The 17,692-nt window shown below is 40.3% G+C and carries 14 protein-coding genes; all 14 read right to left on the reverse strand.

Annotated elements, in window-relative coordinates; all coding sequences use genetic code 11:
• Nucleotides 1–94 precede the first annotated feature (94 nt).
• Nucleotides 95–1,423, reverse strand: a complete 1,329-nt coding sequence (gene glnA / locus LPB68_RS02170; RefSeq protein WP_068658289.1) for a type I glutamate--ammonia ligase — start codon at nucleotides 1,421–1,423, stop codon at nucleotides 95–97.
• A 30-nt stretch (nucleotides 1,424–1,453) separates the two neighbouring features.
• Nucleotides 1,454–1,864, reverse strand: a complete 411-nt coding sequence (locus LPB68_RS02175; RefSeq protein WP_068658287.1) for a MerR family transcriptional regulator — start codon at nucleotides 1,862–1,864, stop codon at nucleotides 1,454–1,456.
• Nucleotides 1,865–1,943: 79 nt separating this feature from the next.
• Nucleotides 1,944–3,197: a methionine gamma-lyase family protein gene (locus LPB68_RS02180; RefSeq protein ID WP_068658285.1), complete on the reverse strand. Its 1,254-nt coding sequence runs from the start codon at nucleotides 3,195–3,197 to the stop codon at nucleotides 1,944–1,946.
• 24 nt (nucleotides 3,198–3,221) lie between these two features.
• A complete protein-coding gene (hflX, locus tag LPB68_RS02185; protein ID WP_068658283.1) occupies nucleotides 3,222–4,511 on the reverse strand; it encodes a GTPase HflX in 1,290 nt (429 codons plus the stop codon).
• A 22-nt stretch (nucleotides 4,512–4,533) separates the two neighbouring features.
• On the reverse strand, nucleotides 4,534–5,526 hold the full coding sequence (locus LPB68_RS02190) for an AAA family ATPase (protein WP_068658280.1): 993 nt from the start codon (nucleotides 5,524–5,526) through the stop codon (nucleotides 4,534–4,536).
• Nucleotides 5,527–5,608: 82 nt separating this feature from the next.
• On the reverse strand, nucleotides 5,609–6,241 hold the full coding sequence (locus LPB68_RS02195; RefSeq protein ID WP_068658278.1) for a YdcF family protein: 633 nt from the start codon (nucleotides 6,239–6,241) through the stop codon (nucleotides 5,609–5,611).
• Nucleotides 6,238–6,795, reverse strand: a complete 558-nt coding sequence (locus LPB68_RS02200) for a ribonuclease FAU-1 family protein (RefSeq protein WP_071193202.1) — start codon at nucleotides 6,793–6,795, stop codon at nucleotides 6,238–6,240. Before LPB68_RS02200 ends, LPB68_RS02195 begins: the two co-directional genes overlap by 4 nt.
• A gap of 240 nt (nucleotides 6,796–7,035) precedes the next feature.
• Nucleotides 7,036–9,630 (reverse strand): transglycosylase domain-containing protein, encoded by a 2,595-nt coding sequence (locus LPB68_RS02205; RefSeq protein ID WP_068658274.1) that lies wholly within the window; start codon nucleotides 9,628–9,630, stop codon nucleotides 7,036–7,038.
• Nucleotides 9,631–9,752: 122 nt separating this feature from the next.
• Nucleotides 9,753–9,992, reverse strand: a complete 240-nt coding sequence (hfq, locus tag LPB68_RS02210) for an RNA chaperone Hfq (RefSeq protein WP_068658272.1) — start codon at nucleotides 9,990–9,992, stop codon at nucleotides 9,753–9,755.
• Between the two features lie 39 nt (nucleotides 9,993–10,031).
• Nucleotides 10,032–10,991 (reverse strand): tRNA (adenosine(37)-N6)-dimethylallyltransferase MiaA, encoded by a 960-nt coding sequence (gene miaA, locus LPB68_RS02215; RefSeq protein WP_068658269.1) that lies wholly within the window; start codon nucleotides 10,989–10,991, stop codon nucleotides 10,032–10,034.
• A complete protein-coding gene (locus tag LPB68_RS02220) occupies nucleotides 10,975–11,760 on the reverse strand; it encodes a class I SAM-dependent methyltransferase (RefSeq protein WP_068658267.1) in 786 nt (261 codons plus the stop codon). The genes miaA and LPB68_RS02220 overlap by 17 nt, the downstream gene beginning before the upstream one ends.
• A gap of 49 nt (nucleotides 11,761–11,809) precedes the next feature.
• Entirely contained in the window at nucleotides 11,810–13,663 is a 1,854-nt protein-coding gene (gene mutL / locus LPB68_RS02225) for a DNA mismatch repair endonuclease MutL (protein WP_068658264.1), read from the reverse strand.
• Between the two features lie 51 nt (nucleotides 13,664–13,714).
• A complete protein-coding gene (mutS, locus tag LPB68_RS02230) occupies nucleotides 13,715–16,345 on the reverse strand; it encodes a DNA mismatch repair protein MutS (protein ID WP_068658262.1) in 2,631 nt (876 codons plus the stop codon).
• Nucleotides 16,346–16,382: 37 nt separating this feature from the next.
• Nucleotides 16,383–17,621 (reverse strand): putative amidoligase domain-containing protein, encoded by a 1,239-nt coding sequence (locus LPB68_RS02235; RefSeq protein WP_099458684.1) that lies wholly within the window; start codon nucleotides 17,619–17,621, stop codon nucleotides 16,383–16,385.
• Nucleotides 17,622–17,692: the final 71 nt, after the last annotated feature.

The following is a 17,692-nucleotide window of genomic DNA, read 5'->3' on the forward strand; positions in this document are numbered from 1 at the left end:
CCCCTCCCACCTGAACTTTGGAAGGGGATTTTTTTGTAACTTCCGAAATATAAGAAAAAAGCCTTATGCCAAGAGGCATAAGGCTTAATGTATATTAGTACAACGTCATATATTGATCGCGTTCCCAAGCGTGAACTTGAGTTCTAAACATATCCCACTCTATTTCTTTCAACTCGTAGAAATAAGCAAGCGCATGATCACCTAGTGCAGATGTAATAACTTCACTACGAATAAGTTCATTCAAAGCTTCTTTCAAATCAGAAGGTAAACTTGGAATACCTTCTTCAATACGTTCTTCTTCAGACATAACATAAATGTTACGATCTACAGGAGCTGGCAATTTATATTCATTCTTAATTCCATCAAGACCGGCTTTTAGCATTACCGCTAAGGCCAAGTATGGATTCGCCGCTGGATCTGGATTACGTACTTCAACACGAGTACTAAGTCCACGGGATGCAGGAATGCGGATCATTGGACTGCGATTGCTACCAGACCAAGCTACATAACAAGGTGCTTCATATCCAGGAACTAGACGCTTGTAAGAGTTCACTGTAGGATTCGTGATCGCTGCATATGCACGAGCATGTTTCAAGAGTCCTGACATATAGAAGCGAGCTGTTTTGCTTAATCCTAATTCATCTGATTCATCGTAGAACATGTTTTCTTTACCCTTAAATAAAGATTGATGACAGTGCATACCAGAACCGTTCACTCCAAAAAGTGGCTTAGGCATAAAGGTTGCATGAAGTCCATGTTCACGAGCGATTGTTTTGACAACCAATTTAAATGTTTGAATCTGATCAGCCGCTTTAATGGCATCTTCATATTTAAAGTCAATTTCATGTTGACCTGGAGCTACTTCATGATGTGATGCCTCAACTTCGAAGCCCATTTCTTCAAGAGTTAGCACGATTTCACGGCGGCAATTCTCACCGAGATCCATTGGTGCAAGATCAAAATATCCACCATGGTCATTCAATTCTGTTGTAGGATTACCATTAGCATCTGTTTTGAAGAGGAAGAATTCTGGTTCTGGTCCCACTTTCATGGATGTAAAGCCCATTTCTTCTGCTTCTTTTAAACAACGTTTCAGGATACCACGAGGATCCCCTGCAAATGGAGTTCCATCCGGCATATAAATATCACAAATTAGACGCGCAATACGATCTTCAGCTACCCATGGGAAGATAACCCAAGTTTCTAGATCTGGAAACAGATACATATCCGATTCTTCAATCCGTACATATCCTTCAATGGAGGATCCGTCAAACATCATTTTATTATCTAAAGCTTTCACCAATTGACTTACAGGAATTTCCACATTCTTAATAGATCCTAGTAGATCCGTAAATTGTAAACGAATAAAGCGTACATTTTCTTCCTTCGCCATTTTTAAGATATCTTCTTTAGTAAAACTCACAGTACCCTCATCCCTTCTCTTGTAGAAATGTTATTTATTAAAAAAACGAGACAATTCTCCTTGAATTAATGATACTTGTCCCGGTCTCTTGCCAGCAATTAATTCTTGCTTCAATAAACGATGTAGTTGTGAATCGGTTAATTCCCTACGTTTAACTTCTGTATCAACGGTAATCACTGTAGCCTCATCAGATTCCCTAGTCACTGGATCCATCACTTGCTTTATACCCGCAATGTTAACGCCTTTTTCTATAAGCGCTTTAATTTCTAGTAATCTCTCAACATCATTAAAAGAGAACATTCTCTGATTACCAGCTGTACGGGCTGGCACAATTAATTGGTGTTGTTCATAATAACGAATCTGTCTTGCAGACAAATCAGTTAACTTCATAACGATACCAATCGGGAATAATGCCATATTTCTACGTATTTCATCACCCATGACTCATCAACCTTCCAATGATCTAATATGATCATTGTACATTTCCTAATTTATGACGTCAAGGGTATGTTAGATAATCTCACAATAAATTTCTTTCTTTCATCGTTTGGATTGCTTTGAGCACACCATATTTCACATGTGAGTATGTTAATCCACCTTGCATATATGCAATATAGGGTTCTCGAACTGGAGCATCTGCTGACAATTCTAAGCTACCACCTTGAATAAATGTTCCTGCAGCCATAATGACAGGATGCTCATATCCAGGCATGTCCCATGCCTCAGGTACAACATGACTGTCAACGGCAGCTGCCTTTTGAATTCCTTGAACAAAAGCAATTAAATGATCCGCTTCGGTAAAAGAGATAGCCTGAATAAGATCAGTTCTCTTCTCATTCCAAGCAGGTTTCGTAATAAATCCAAATTTCTCAAACATCGCTGAGGCAAAAACACTTCCTTTCAGTGCTTGCCCTACTGTAGAAGGCGCGAGGAATAATCCTTGATAAATCCCTCGCGTCGTACCTAACATAGCTCCGACTTCTCCACCAATTCCTGGTGCAGTTAAGCGATATGATGCTAGTTCAACTAGATCTTTCTTTCCACAAATATAACCACCTGTCTCAGCGATCCCTCCCCCAGGATTCTTAATTAAAGAACCTGCCATAAGATCAACGCCTACATCAGTTGGTTCGGTTTCTTCCGTAAATTCTCCATAACAGTTATCAACAAACACAATAATTTCTGGTTTGATCGCCTTAACCCGTCGAACCATGTCCCCTATCTGCTCCACGGTAAACGAAGCACGCCAGTCATACCCTCTTGAACGTTGGATCCCAATAACCTTAGTCGATTCAGTGATACCCGCTTCAACTGCATTCCAATCAACACTTCCGTCTTCCAACAGTCCAGCTTCACGATAAGTGATCCCGAAGTCTAACAACGAACCAGTGCCATCGCCAACTGCTCCAATGACTTTATGTAACGTATCATAAGGCGTCCCGGTAATATAGAACAGCTCATCCCCTGGACGCAGTACGCCAAAAAGCGCTGTAGATATCGTATGTGTTCCGGATGCAAAATGAGGGCGAACGAGGGCTGCTTCAGCTCCAAATACATCCGCGTATACTAAATCAAGAACCTCACGGCCTCGATCATTATAAGCATATCCTGTTGATCCTGCAAAATGAAAATCACTCACATGATGACTCTGAAATGCGTCTATTACTTTCCACTGGTTGAAATCAACAATGCGATCTATCGCTTGAATCTGTCCTTGAATTTGATCTTCAACCGAAATCATGTATTCTTCTAATTCTTCTGTAAATCGTGCCATTTTTCTCCGGATTCTCCCTTGCTGTTATAACTCGATATAATCTTGAAGCATGTAACCATTTTTTTCGTAATCTGCTTTATGAAGGAGTACAGTATAAATTGAATCACTACCCTCAAATTCTTGATTTGTAATCTCACCTACACGATATAAAAGGGAGACTAAGTCTCCACGATTCGCGGGAATACGGAAATTGATGGTGTCCCCTTTTAAAGTGTTCTGTATCGCCTCTCGGATTGCTAATAAATCGGCATCATCAAAGGCACTGATTGTTAAATGATCATCACCTGAATTCAACATTTCCAGTTGTTCTGGCGTACAAGCATCTTTTTTATTATAAAGAACGATTTGTGGTTTATCTGATGAACCTAACTCAACTAATATTTTCTGAACAACAGCCATTTGGTCTTCTCTCATTTCTGAGGATGCATCTACAACATGTAGAATCAGATTCGCTTCATTCACTTCTTCCAATGTAGCACGAAAAGCTGCAATTAGATCATGGGGTAAGTTCTGAATAAATCCAACGGTATCCGTCAGAACAACTTCTTTCCCCGAAGGTAGCTCTAGTACACGCGAAGTAGGATCTAATGTAGCAAACAATTGATTCTGAATATACACATCGGCATCTGTTAATTGTTTCAACAAAGTCGATTTACCAGCATTGGTGTAACCAACCAGCGCTACTTGAACCGCATCACTTTTTTTACGCCGTTCGCGATACAATTTACGATGGCGAGAGATTTCTGCTAATTGATGCTTCAGATCATCTACTCGACCACGAATATGACGTCGATCCATTTCAAGCTTACTTTCACCAGGTCCTCTAGTACCAATTCCACCACCAAGACGTGATAAATTGGAACCATGCCCAGATAGACGTGGTAATAAATACGTTAACTGTGCAAGCTCAACCTGAATAATACCCTCACGTGTATTAGCTCTTTGGGCAAATATATCTAGAATTAATTGTGTCCGGTCAATGATCTTCGCATCAAGCCTCTCTTCTAAATGCCGCACCTGTGCTCCTGAGAGTTCATGATCAAATATAGCTGTATTCGCTTCTACTGCCTCCATAAGCATCCGAAGTTCATCCACTTTACCTTTTCCAATAAAATATTTAGGATCTGGTTTTTGCAGATTTTGACTAAGCGAATCCAGAACTTCAACGCCAGCAGTTTCAGCTAATTGTATTAATTCATGGAGGGAGTGCTCTGGATCGATTCCTTTTTTCTTTACTTCATCTGTCACTAGACTAACTAGAACTGCACGATCTTGTATTTCTGTGTCTGTATCAAAAGTAATGGAGTATGCCATGAATGAATTGCCCCTTTGTCTGCTATATCTTACTACTACTCTTATTATCAAATCTGAAATCTTCAGTTCGGAGTGTCATCAATTCTTGTTTGCCTGGATTCGTATTGTCATATTGATTCAATAACCTCACCGCATGATTTCTTATTGACTTCTCGATCAAGTTACGGACATACCTTGCATTGCTGAATGCATGATAACCATCATTCTTCTCTTGTGAAATATGATGTCTCAATTTAAGTATAGCCTGTGGCATTAAGATATAATCTCGTTCTTTGGCCATCAGTTCTGATATTTGGATAAGTTGGTCGATACTATAATCAGAGAAATCAACTTGAATGGGAAAGCGAGACGGAAGTCCAGGATTAGTCTGCAAAAAGAAATCCATCTCTTCACAATAACCAGCGAGGATAAGAATGAATTGGTTCTTATGATCCTCCATCGCTTTAACTAAGGTATCAATAGCTTCCTTACCGAAATCCTTCTCCCCACCTCGAGCTAAACTATAAGCTTCATCTATAAAAAGAATTCCACCTATAGCTTTTTTAACGAGATCTCTCGTCTTTTGAGCCGTATGACCAATATACTCACCTACTAAATCAGCTCGCTCAACTTCGATTAAATGCCCTTTGTGGAGTACGCCCATTTTTTGAAACAATTTAGCAATTATTCTCGCAACGGTTGTTTTCCCTGTTCCCGGGTTTCCCTTAAAGATCATATGATAGACTTGTGAGCCACTTGCTAGCCCCGCATCTACACGCATAACAGCAACCTGAAGGAGTGCATAGATCTCAAAAACCAAATCTTTAATATTATCCAATCCTACCAGTTGCTCCAGATCTCGTTGTATCTCTTGGTACAAACCCTGTTCAGGTATTCCCTTCGGAATTTTTGGATTTTCTCTTTCTGATACTGTGTTAGTTAGTACTGGTGTATCCTGACTTCGTAATACAACATTGATTTGCCTAGATGGCCTGCCATCAGCCTGGCCGTTTGTAGCTACGACACGCCCGCTCATGCACCCATCACCTCATTATCTACTGGGATGATACCTCTATTCAATGTATTCTACTTAAAGTTAGGTTATTAACAGTTTCGAGTTAATTCCAACCTAGTCTTAGAACCCAGCTATCTAGCGTCCATTTAGAATATGCCAGAATCTCTCTACTCTTATGATAAAACATCGACAGCACTTTCGATTCTGTTACTGCCAATGAAGGATGGTCATAATTTAAATACTCTGCTATTTCAAGTGACCGCATTCCATGGTATGTATGAGTTATAATAACTGCTGAATCCCAACCGTATTGCTCCATAATAAGTTGGCTAAATTGCAGATTCTCCAAGGTACTTGTTGCCTCGTTCTCTACAATAATAAAATCAGCTGGCACACCATGATCCAATAGATATTGGTGCATACCCTCAGCTTCAGTATATTGATATTCAGGCTTATCCAGTCCTCCACTGACGATAAACCAATCGAACATCCCTTCATTATACTGTCTTAGTCCATGATCCAGCCTTTCTTTAAGACTCGGACTTGGAACATCTCCCCACATCGAAGAACCTAGAATAATACCTACATCCGCTGATTGAGCAGCATCAGACGGATGAACGGTATTGATCTTCCATAATACATAACCGGACCATACTCCGACCAATAGGAACAACAATCCTACCAACAATATTATTTTCTTAAACACATGATAATATCGACTATGATTCCGACTCATAAATTCCTCCTGAATTCACCGTTCTCAAAGCAATGTTTACGGTGTTCTAATGACATCAGGAAATAAAGGAACTGTTTGTTGTTTATTTCACGCATTAGCTGTTGTGCTGTTGCCACCGCTAATTGGTAGTCAGTTTGTGTGATGTCATTGCGCTCTAATGCATCATCTAGCTCATCTTCATCCAGAAGAAATACTTCACCATTACGTAGCACAACAACATCTAAATACAAATCATCAAACCAAGGTACTCCTTGATCGGTTACTCCCTGTATTTTGCATGTATCAATATACCATTGTATAATTTCTTCCCGCTCATCAAACATAGCAGTTACGATAAAATGACTATCCTTGGGATAATATTGAAGCCAAGAATACCCTTTGTCAGCGATCCGATACGTATGTGTGCCATAAGTCTTCCACAAGGGTTCTTTTAGGTTATAAATCGTATATAACGTGATATAACCAGTGAACCTCTCACTCTCAACATAACGGCAGGTAAAGCGGCGGCGTGATATTCTTCGCCAATTCGCACGATCTCCAAATTTACGTTTCATGGGAATTACCCTCTCCAGTATGTTAGCTACAGCTTAACACATTTGTGAATCACACTCAAAAAGAAGCATTATGTTTATCAATCAAATATGTATCTTAATTATACAGCATTGCAACACATTACCCACGTCTTCTCATACTAAACCAGATGTTTAATTGAAAATCAGTGATGTAATATGAAAGTCCTGACGCAAATTTACCGTCAGGACTTTCATTACTTTCTTGATATCTTCAATTATTACTTAGGGTGTTCCATCCGTTGTAGTACCGTCAATCTCGGTTTGATCTGTAATAACTGGATCAAGTTCTGGAAGGGTCTGATCATTTAAGTCCTCTTCTACTGGTGGAAATGTCGGATCAATAGGTGGAGTTATTTCCTCCTCAATTCCTGGAATAATATCGCTGTCCGTATTGTCGTTGTTGTCATTATTTCCATTTCCGTTGTTACCGTTCCCGTTCCCATTACCATTACCGTTGCCATTTCCGTTGTTACCATTACCATTTCCGTTATTGCCGTTGCCATTACCGTTATTATTTCCTGGCATTTCCTCGATGTCGGGATCAGGTAGATTCTCATCGGGTTCCTCAGCAATTGTAATGATTTCTACGATATTCGATTGCTCTGATTCCATGTCACTGTCAGCACTATAAGCTTTGACATAATATTCATAATGGGAACCTTCTGTGATATCAAGGTCTTCCACACTAGTTGTAGATGTCGCTTCTACAACTAATCTAAAATCTGTTTCAGTAGATTCTTTACGATATAGATTATATTGAATATTACTACCTTCTACACCGTTCCAAGTCAGAGCTACAATTTGCGTATTGGCATCGTAAGAACCATTTAAACCTGTCACTACAGGTACCAATTCTATTTCTACTTCTGGTTCAATCTCTTCAACCTTATCAGCCACTGGGAAGCTCTTCTCATCAAATCCTTTAACTGCTTGCTCCATGACTTTAGCCCAGAAAGCAGATGCTAAAGAACTACTCCTCTTCAATAAATGTGTTGCATCAGGGTTATCGTATCCCATCCACACCGCGGCAGTTAGTTCAGGAGTATAACCCACAAACCATACATCTCGGTTCGAGCTGTTACCCGATATACCACTCTGTGTCGTTCCTGTTTTACCAGCGACAGGTCTGCTTATTGCCGCTTTCTTACCTGTACCACTCTCTACAACATTACGCATCATTTGCGTCATCTGAGCGGAAGTATTCTTGCTCATAACTTCTACTCCAGAGTTCTTGTGTTCATATTGGACTTTATCGTCACTATTCTTGATCAGTTTGATCGAGTAAGCATCATTTAAAGTACCACCATTCGCAAATGAACTAAATGCGCGAGTCATCTCCAGCGTATTCGTACCTGAATTCAGACCTCCTAGCGCCAACGATAGGTTCTTGTCTTCTTCTTCTAACTTAATTCCTAATTTTTGCGCAAACTTAAATCCTGTGTTAACACCAATTTCATTCAATAACCATACAGCTGGAATATTCTCGGATTTCTGAATGGCATCTGGCATACTTATTGTATCTGAATAGCCATGTAAATTACCTGGACAGTATCCATTGAAACATTGCTTCTCATTACTAAGCTTAGATGAACTAGAGAATTCTCCAGATTCTAACGCAGGAGCATAAGAGACAATTGGCTTAAATGCAGATCCTGGTTGTCTACGGCTACCTGTAACTCGGCTAAATCCTTTACGTTCATAGTCTCTACCACCCAACAGAGCTACAATCGCTCCACTCTCATTGTTCATGATAACCATGGAAGCTTGAACCTGCTCATCATCTGTACTTTCCTCAAAATTAGCATCATCTGCGAATTCTTTTTCGATCGCCTTCTGTGCATTTGAATCCATTGTGGTATAAATCTTATACCCACCTAAATTCAGATCATCCTGAGTTAGACCCGTAACATCTTCAGCTTCATCCATCACATAATCAATGAATGCTAAATATTGTTGTGTCTTAGCTGGTGGAGAATAGTCATAAACTACGTTCTTTGCAATTTCTCTTTCTTCACTCGTAATATATCCTTGTTCCTCCATGAGTAGCAACACTACGGATCGACGTTGCATAGAATTATCAGGATTACGAAGTGGGTTATATTTGGTCGGCCCTTTTGGCATCGCGGCTAGGGTTGCCATCTCCCATATTTCTAAATCATTGAGATCACTTTTCCCAAAATAATACTCTGATGCAGCCTTAATACCATAACGCTGTCCACCAAAATTAATTCGATTAAGGTACATGGTAATAATCTCATCTTTCGTATTGTTCCGTTCCAAAGCCATAGCGATCGACATTTCCGTTGCTTTCCGGAAAAATGTTTTATCTGCTGTTAAGAAGATGTTCTTGGCAAGCTGTTGTGTAATCGTACTACCACCTTCAACTTTTGCTCTTGCGATAATATCCTTAACTGCTGCACGTCCGATAGCCCATATATCTACTCCACTATGCTCCATGAAACGCTTATCTTCCGTAGCGATAAATGCATCCTTCAACAGCTGAGGAATTTGATCGCTCTCCACAGGCTCACTTTGTTGGATCGATAACTCGTACATCAGATTACCATTACGATCATACAACTTTGAACTTTCACTAGGAATAAGCTTATCCTGATTTTCTAGGAATAGCTTTTCACCACTAACCGTGATAATTAGATATCCTGCTAGAGCACAAAAAATAGCTATGGCAATTGTAAAAAACAAGCTCCAAAATACTTTCTTCTTGGATATCTTTCTTTTCTTCTTTAACTGGGGCTTTTTAGTATTTGAATTTGAATTCGAATTTGAATTCGCCCTAGTAGGTCGTTTATCGGCCATTGTAATTCCCCCTAACACTTTAATACTAGTACTGGAATGAAAAGAACAACCCATAATAGGTTGTTCATGTCTATTTCCTATTCATTTAAACGAAATATCTTCACAAAAGGTTTCAATCAACTTTAACCCACAGTGGGTGGTTCTTGCATCAACGAAACATTACGTTGTGGTGTAATCGTTGAAATCGCATGCTTAAAGAGCATTTGTTGACGGCCTTCACTATCCACAACAACCGTGAAATTATCAAAAGCTTTGATTGTTCCTCTGATTTGAAAACCGTTAACCAGGAATATGGTAACAGAGATGTTCTCTTTTCGTAGTTGATTTAGAAAAGTATCTTGGATGTTGATGGATTTGTTCATAAACCGTACCCCCAATAATTCAATTAGTTGTTTTAATATCTATTCTATAACTGAAAGAAGCTTTCCTGCAATTATATCACGAATCTCGATGAAGTTCTCAGAATATTTTTCTTTATCCGTTACATCAATCCAGACTATATCTCCCATGTGTCGGAACCAGGATAGTTGTCTCTTAGCAAATCTTCGGGTATCCCGCTTCAACAAAGTGACCATTTCCTCCCGGGTCAATTCATCCTCTAAAAAGGATATAACCTCTTTGTAACCTAAGCCCTGCATGGAAATCAGACCCTTTCCATAACCCTTCTTCATTAATTCAGTTACTTCTTCTATCAACCCTTGCTGAAGCATCAGATCAATGCGGTCTTCTATACGTTTATATAGTATTTGCCTATCCATTGTCAAACCTACGATACATAAATCATAAGGAGATTCCTTACTTTGCGCAGCCATTTGATCTGAAAGAGTTGTATTCGTCAGATGATATATTTCAAGAGCACGAACAATTCTTCGTTGATCATTTACATGCAATCTCTCAGCACTCATCGGGTCTACGAGCCTTAAGCGATCATGTAAAGCTTCCGCACCGTGGCTCTCTGCATAGGCAAACTGTTCACTACGAAATTGTTCATCCGCACCAACGTCAGTAAATTGAAATCCATAACACACAGATTCAATATATAATCCCGTCCCGCCTACAATCATAGGAATCCGCCCTCGGTCATGAATTTCTCCGATCAGACGCCGACATTGTTCTTGAAATTCCGCGACCGAGTAAGCTTCATCTGGGTCATGAATATCAATCAGATGATGTGGAATGCCATCCATCTCTTCTACGGTGATCTTAGCTGTGCCAATGTCCATCTGACGGTAGACCTGCATTGAGTCACCAGAGATAATCTCGCAATTGAATAATTTGGCTATCTCAATACTCGTCTTTGTCTTTCCGACTGCAGTTGGACCCAACAGCACAAGTAAAGATGGTTTATTTTCTGTTGTCAAGGATGATCACTCCATACGTGATTTTTGAATGGTTACGTTCTAACATACGAAATCCAAGTCGAGCAAATTCCGGGCTACCCCATTTCTCTTTGAGAACGACGGATTTCCTTGCTACGCGGATCGCCTCTTGTACACTTTCTAGTTGAAGCGCCTCACCGTTGGCGAAATCCCGTAACGGATTAATAGCAGCTGAATCCATCAGAGGTTCGCGAAACATAGGATCGAAATACACAATATCCACACTCTTATCAGGCAATTCTCGTAATATTTCTAGATGATGTCCATGTTTCACTTTTATCCTACGCATAGCCTGATTAACTTCCTCAAGACCCGTTTCATAATGGGCTAGTCCTTCTTTTAATAGCACAGCCAGATCAACTGAGTTCTCTAGTGCTATCACGCTACCTTCTGATCCAGCCTTCACAGCAAATACAAGCGAATCACTTCCGAGTCCTGCTGTACAATCAAGCACCGAGTCACCACTTTGCATTCCCGCTGCTTCAATCATTGGATCACTATCGCCCTTAATGATTCGCTTCACTCTAACATACCCCATACTAGGATGATATTCAATCGATGGTTGACCAGGTCTGACTAATCTAGCACCATTGGCTAATACAACTAGTGCGACCGAATCTCTTGATCTTTCAATGAGTTTGTTGATGGAGGAAGACTGCCTTGGTATATATTTAAAACCTGTTTCAGCTGAAAGTTCCTCAGCACGCTTAACCCAATCGTCTGCGGCCGCGTTTCCAGTCGTAATTATCATGATTTTCTCCTGTCATTTGTAAATATCTGTTACTTCTAATCATAATACCCTACATCACTCGTTTAAATAATTTCTCTAGATCATATGTAGAGAACGAAATTACAATTGGGCGTCCATGTGGACAAGTGTAGGGTTGCTTGCAGGCAGCCAAGCGCTCTATGAGTGTATCTGATTCTAACTCTGTTAATCTCTGATTAGCTTTTATTGAGGCTTTACACGAGCAGAGAACAGATGATTTCTCTCTTAGCTTTGCTAGATCAATCATACGTTCACTTAGTACCCATTCTGCCATTTCTTCGATAATTTCTTGCTCCTCTCCTTTGGGGAACCAGTAAGGAAGTGATCTCACACGAAAAGTCTGTCCGCCGAAATGTTCTATATATACCCCAACTTGCTCGAACCAATTTAACTTTTGTTTCAATTTTTCCGATTCTGAAGGTGTAAACTCGATGGTTATAGGTAGTAAAAGTTCCTGTGATGCATCATCAGGACGACCAAATTGTTCATAATAAAATTCATAATTAATTCGCTCATGTGCAGCATGTTGATCAATTAAATATAGTCCATCTTCATTCTGCGCAATTAAATAAGTTCCATGATGCTGACCGATTAAGGTCAATTCTGGGAATGGTGGAATCTCAGAGGAACCACCCTCTGGTCTAGCATAAATTTCTGGATTGAAGGGAGTTTGCTTACTATCTGTTGGACGATACCCTAATTCATCTCTAACACGATAGTTCTGTTCACGATTCTCTCTCACAGGTGGAATGTTATCGTTCCAGTTCCGTTGAGAGTTCGATTGTGAGCTCAATCCATCATTAGGAGTAGGTTGATCTTTTGTGAAACGAAACTGTTCCTGAATGAAAGAGCTTGTATTATTTCCAATCGGATGCTTCACTGGTTGTGGAATCAATACTTCTTGACGTAATACAGCATGAATCGCTTGTTCAACGAATGGATACAATTCACTTTCTTTACTGAATCGAACCTCAAGTTTGGCTGGATGTACATTCACATCAACAATGGATGGATGCATCGTTAATGAAAGAATCACCAATGGGTAACGATTAATAGGCAACAGCGTGTGATAGGCTCTCAATAAGGCATGATTCAGACCATTACTACGAATATAACGACCATTTACAATCGTTGATATGCCATTTCGATTCGAGCGTGTCCATTCTGGAAGACTTACAAACCCTTGCATACTGAAGTCCAAATCTTCGGCTTGTATAGGAATCATTGCCTTAGCAGCTTGTGTTCCGTATATTGCTGCAACTACCTGTAATAGATCTCCATTTCCAATCGTTTGCAGAAGTGTATTTTCATTATGTCTTAATATAATTCCGATATTAGGATGCGATAATGCTATACGGTATATATAATCTGAAATATGACCAAGTTCCGTCTGAATGGTTTTCATATATTTCAGCCTGGCCGGTGTGTTATAGAATAACTCCCTTACGATAAAAGAGGTTCCCCTTGATGCAGCTGTATCTTCGTTAGTAATCAGTTTGCCGCCTTCAATGATCAGCTTCCGCCCTAATCCATCATCATTACTGGAAGTGGTAAGCGTCACCTTAGACACAGCGGCAATACTTGCTAATGCTTCACCACGGAACCCTAGACTTGTAATATTAAAAAGGTCGCGACCATGCTGAATTTTACTTGTGGCATGACGATAAAAAGCTGCCTCACAATCATCTGGTTCTATCCCCGATCCATTGTCGCTCACTCGGATGCTTTGAAGCCCACCTTCCTCTATGACGACCTCGACCTTCGTACTCCCTGCATCGATTGCATTCTCAACGAGTTCTTTAACAACGGAGGCAGGTCGTTCTACAACTTCCCCTGCAGCAATTTGATTGGCAATATGCTCGTCCAATACATGGATTTTGGCCATAGGTATCCCCTCTCTTCACCGAAATATAGTCATTCTTTCTGATAGATTAAATTAAACCCCTTTAGCTTTTACATGAAGATCATGCAGTATTTGCATCGCTTGTAAAGGTGTCATATTCATAAGGTCAACATTTTTGACAGATTCGATAATTTGGGTTATAGAAGGATTGATCGGAGCTGCCTCTTTTTTCTTAGGCTTCAAATCCTCTTCGGCAAATATAGATAATTGAACAACTTCGCTACTTTCCCTTATAACTCCTCGTTCTGCCTCTGCACTCACTGCCACAAGCGAAGGAATTTGTTCCAAATTATCAAGTAAAATATTGGCGCGATCAATGATTGATTCTGGCAATCCAGCTAGACGTGCACAGTAAATCCCATAACTACTTCCCGCAGCACCTGGAATTAATTTGCGAAGGAAATGAACTTTATCTCCTGCCTCTTGCACGCTCATAGAATAGTTACGTAAGCCTTGCAAGCTTTCTTCCAGATGGGATAATTCATGGAAGTGAGTTGATACTAAAGCCTTACATCCTATCTTGTCATGCACAAATTCTATAACGGCTTGCGCAATAGCCATCCCTTCACTCGTGGATGTCCCACGACCTAATTCATCGATAATGATCAGACTACGTGAAGTTGCTTTCTCAGTCATCACTTGAATATCTGCCATTTCAACCATAAAAGTACTTTGACCGCCAATCAGATCGTCGGCAGCACCAATTCTTGTGAATATACGATCTACCATTGGGATTTCAGCTACATTCGCAGGAACGAAACATCCCATTTGAGCCATAATCGAGATTAGAGCCACTTGTCGCATATACGTACTTTTCCCAGCCATATTCGGGCCTGTAATCAGTAATATATTTGCTGACTCTTTCGATAATTCCGTTGCATTCGCGATAAAAGAAGAATCCTTCATCACAGCCTCGACAACTGGATGACGTCCTCCTTCAATGACTAGATCGTAGTTATCTGTCAGAATTGGCTTCACAAAGCCATGTTCAACACTTATCGCAGCTAATGACTGGTATACGTCCAGTTCCGCTACTTTTTCTGCGAGTGATTGTAATCGTTGGATCTGCGTATTTAATGTCTCCCTGAGTTCAGTAAAGAGAGTATATTCTAGATCAACCATTTTCTCCTGAGCTTCGAGAATCAGGCCTTCTTTCTCTTTCAATTCAGGAGTGACATATCGTTCGGCATTAGCAAGCGTCTGCTTACGTTCATATCTACCTTCCGGTAATGAGCCAATATTAGACTTTGTAATTTCAATATAATATCCAAATACTTTATTGAATCCAATCTTCAGTGACTTGATTCCTGTCGCAACTCGTTCTTGTGCTTCTAGCTCCGCAATCCATCTTTTTCCATTGGTACTTGCCTCGCGTAGCTCGTCCAAATGCGCATGATATCCTGGTTTAATTAAACCACCATCACGAACAGAAATAGGTGGTTCATCTACAATAGCTTGTTCAATCGCATCATGAAGATCAACACAGGGATCTAGTTCATTAGCAATCTTACTTAATGTTGTTGATGATGATACAGCACACAACTCTTTCAGCGCTGGAATCTGTCTTAATGACATCTTAAGAGCCGTAAGATCGCGCCCGTTAGCATTACCATAAGCTATTCTGCCAACAAGTCGTTCTAGATCATAGATTTCACTTAGAGAATGACGTAAATCCTCACGTAATATGAGTTGATTATATAGAAGCTCAACAGCTTCCAGTCTCTCTTCAATCCGACTGCGGTGTAAGAGTGGTTTATCTATGCGTCGTCGCAGTAGACGTGCACCCATCGAAGTCTCTGTTTTATCTAAAAGCCATAGTAATGACCCTTTCTTCGATCGGTCGCGTACAGTTTCAACAAGTTCCAGATTACGACGTGTAAATGGATCCAATATCATATAATGTCCCGGTTCATAAGAAGAGATCTGTGTTAATTGACCTAATGAACGACGTTGTGTCTCATTAAGATAAGAGATCAATACAGATATACATACACCACGCTCTTGTTCCAGACGAGCCCATGCTGCTTCACCAAATTGACTTCTGACCAATTTCTCTTCTTTTTTATCCCAAGGCGTATACATCACAGGTCTATTACCTTGTAACTGTAGCGAGCGAATGCTCTCTATCATGCCTTCATCACCAATAATCTCAGAAGGTTCATATATGTTAATCTCATCGCGTAACCATTCCAGTGAAGATGGGACAGATGTGACATAGAGTTCACCCGTTGACAGATCACAAGCAGATAAGCTCATCATCCCACCTGAAGTTGTTACGCAGACTAAATAATTATTCGATTTGTCCGCAATGTTCTTACCATCCATGAATGTTCCAGGAGTCACAACTCGAACGATATCACGGTGTACCATTCCTTTAGTCGTTGTAGGATCCTCAAGTTGCTCACATATGGCTACTTTATATCCTTTTTCAATCAATCGTTGGATGTAGCCCTCGGCCGCATGATATGGTACACCACACATTGGGATTTTCTCATCTCCCCCACCACCGCGACCCGTTAGTGTAATCTCAAGTTCGCGTGAGGCAAGGATGGCGTCATCAAAGAACATTTCATAAAAATCCCCTAGACGAAAAAATAAAAAGGCATCTTGGGCTTGTTGTTTCACTTGCAAATATTGTTCGATCATTGGCGTATACTGAGTCATGAGTTACCTCCACTACATCAAATTAAGCTAATCATTATTATACCACAGGAACATTCCAGAGCGGACGGATATCCCGTGATTCATCCCAGACTCCCCCTCTAGCAATATGTTCCAGTAGAGGATCAATGTATTGTGCATACTGTGGGTAATCACTCAAAGATCTCACTTCACTAAATAAGGGATCTACACCATTTCGAATGATTTGCTTTCTCCCCTCATAATAAGCTCGATGTATAATCTCTTGTTCCAGTGGACGTGATCGTAATTCTTTATAGTGGCGAACGATGAGAAAAGACAGGCATACGATCCCTTTTGTAAGCATAGGTGATACTAAAAAACTAGGTAAGGTTCGGTATTCAAATCCACCATGAGGTTGACGTCTGAAATCCCCTAGATAACCATAAAGAGGTCGCCGCGCTAAACTTGATTGATCCTCGAGTAACATCACTGGTAATGCTAGATAATTATCTAATGTATGTAACAACGATGAAGTTAGCACGATGCCACTGAAATGAAGATGCCCTCCTAAAGGTAATCCAGGCACAGGCATTCCCCCAGCTTTCCACAATAAGGTTCTATCATGAATCATTTGACTAGCCAATCTCATAGCATGCATTAGCTCCACAATTAAGCCACGTGGTTGATGGCTTGGTTCAGGTCGTAATTCAGCAACAGGATAACTCGTTACTCCATTCATACTTACGGCATCACACCCTACTTCTCCTGTTCTCTCAAGAAATTCTGATGCTGGAATCACCTCCATGGAAGATGAATCAATGAGAAGAAATTCGGGGTCCATTCCCATGACCAATTGAATGCCATCCGCCTCTTCTTTTATTAATGCATTATGTAAATTGGTTTGATGCTGTTTATATAAATCTAATAATCTAGGGTCATCTAATCTAAACATCGGTGTAATATGTTCCAGTACACAACGGCGCTCGCCATAAGTAGAGAGAATAACTTCACCGGAATCTAACCCCAAAGCATACAAACTTCGTACAGCTAATTTCGTCAATCGGTTCACTAAAGATCGATGACCACTTTCTGAAGTTGAAGTGATAAATATTTCAGTCCGTATCCCTCCACTACCCAACTTCAAGACCTCTAGCCCAGTTAAATTGCATACTTGTACAGCATATCTACTTCTATAGGACATTGTTGGCTGATATCTCAAATTAGCTGATATTAAGTCAGAAGATATACCGGAACGTATAAGACGAGCTTGACGAACAGAGAGTGGCATCGAGTCGTAGAACAATAATTCTTGATCCAAGTATAGGACTCCTTTATAGGTGAAATAAAAACAAAAAAGGAGGGCATTCGCCCTCTACATCGACGCCCTCG

The sequence above is a fragment of the Paenibacillus crassostreae genome, from assembly GCF_001857945.1.
Lineage (GTDB): Bacteria > Bacillota > Bacilli > Paenibacillales > Paenibacillaceae > Paenibacillus_AQ > Paenibacillus_AQ crassostreae.

Bases quoted from the DNA above. Each gene is read 5' to 3' on its own strand.
- mutS (WP_068658262.1), bottom strand. From the start codon at position 16,345: ATGACTCAGTATACGCCAATGATCGAACAATATTTGCAAGTGAAACAA.
- mutL (WP_068658264.1), bottom strand. From the start codon at position 13,663: ATGGCCAAAATCCATGTATTGGACGAGCATATTGCCAATCAAATTGCT.
- LPB68_RS02175 (WP_068658287.1), bottom strand. From the start codon at position 1,864: ATGGGTGATGAAATACGTAGAAATATGGCATTATTCCCGATTGGTATC.
- hflX (WP_068658283.1), bottom strand. From the start codon at position 4,511: ATGGCATACTCCATTACTTTTGATACAGACACAGAAATACAAGATCGT.
- LPB68_RS02205 (WP_068658274.1), bottom strand. From the start codon at position 9,630: ATGGCCGATAAACGACCTACTAGGGCGAATTCAAATTCGAATTCAAAT.
- LPB68_RS02190 (WP_068658280.1), bottom strand. From the start codon at position 5,526: ATGAGCGGGCGTGTCGTAGCTACAAACGGCCAGGCTGATGGCAGGCCA.
- hfq (WP_068658272.1), bottom strand. From the start codon at position 9,992: ATGAACAAATCCATCAACATCCAAGATACTTTTCTAAATCAACTACGA.
- LPB68_RS02200 (WP_071193202.1), bottom strand. From the start codon at position 6,795: ATGAAACGTAAATTTGGAGATCGTGCGAATTGGCGAAGAATATCACGC.
- LPB68_RS02195 (WP_068658278.1), bottom strand. From the start codon at position 6,241: ATGAGTCGGAATCATAGTCGATATTATCATGTGTTTAAGAAAATAATA.
- LPB68_RS02180 (WP_068658285.1), bottom strand. From the start codon at position 3,197: ATGGCACGATTTACAGAAGAATTAGAAGAATACATGATTTCGGTTGAA.
- LPB68_RS02220 (WP_068658267.1), bottom strand. From the start codon at position 11,760: ATGATAATTACGACTGGAAACGCGGCCGCAGACGATTGGGTTAAGCGT.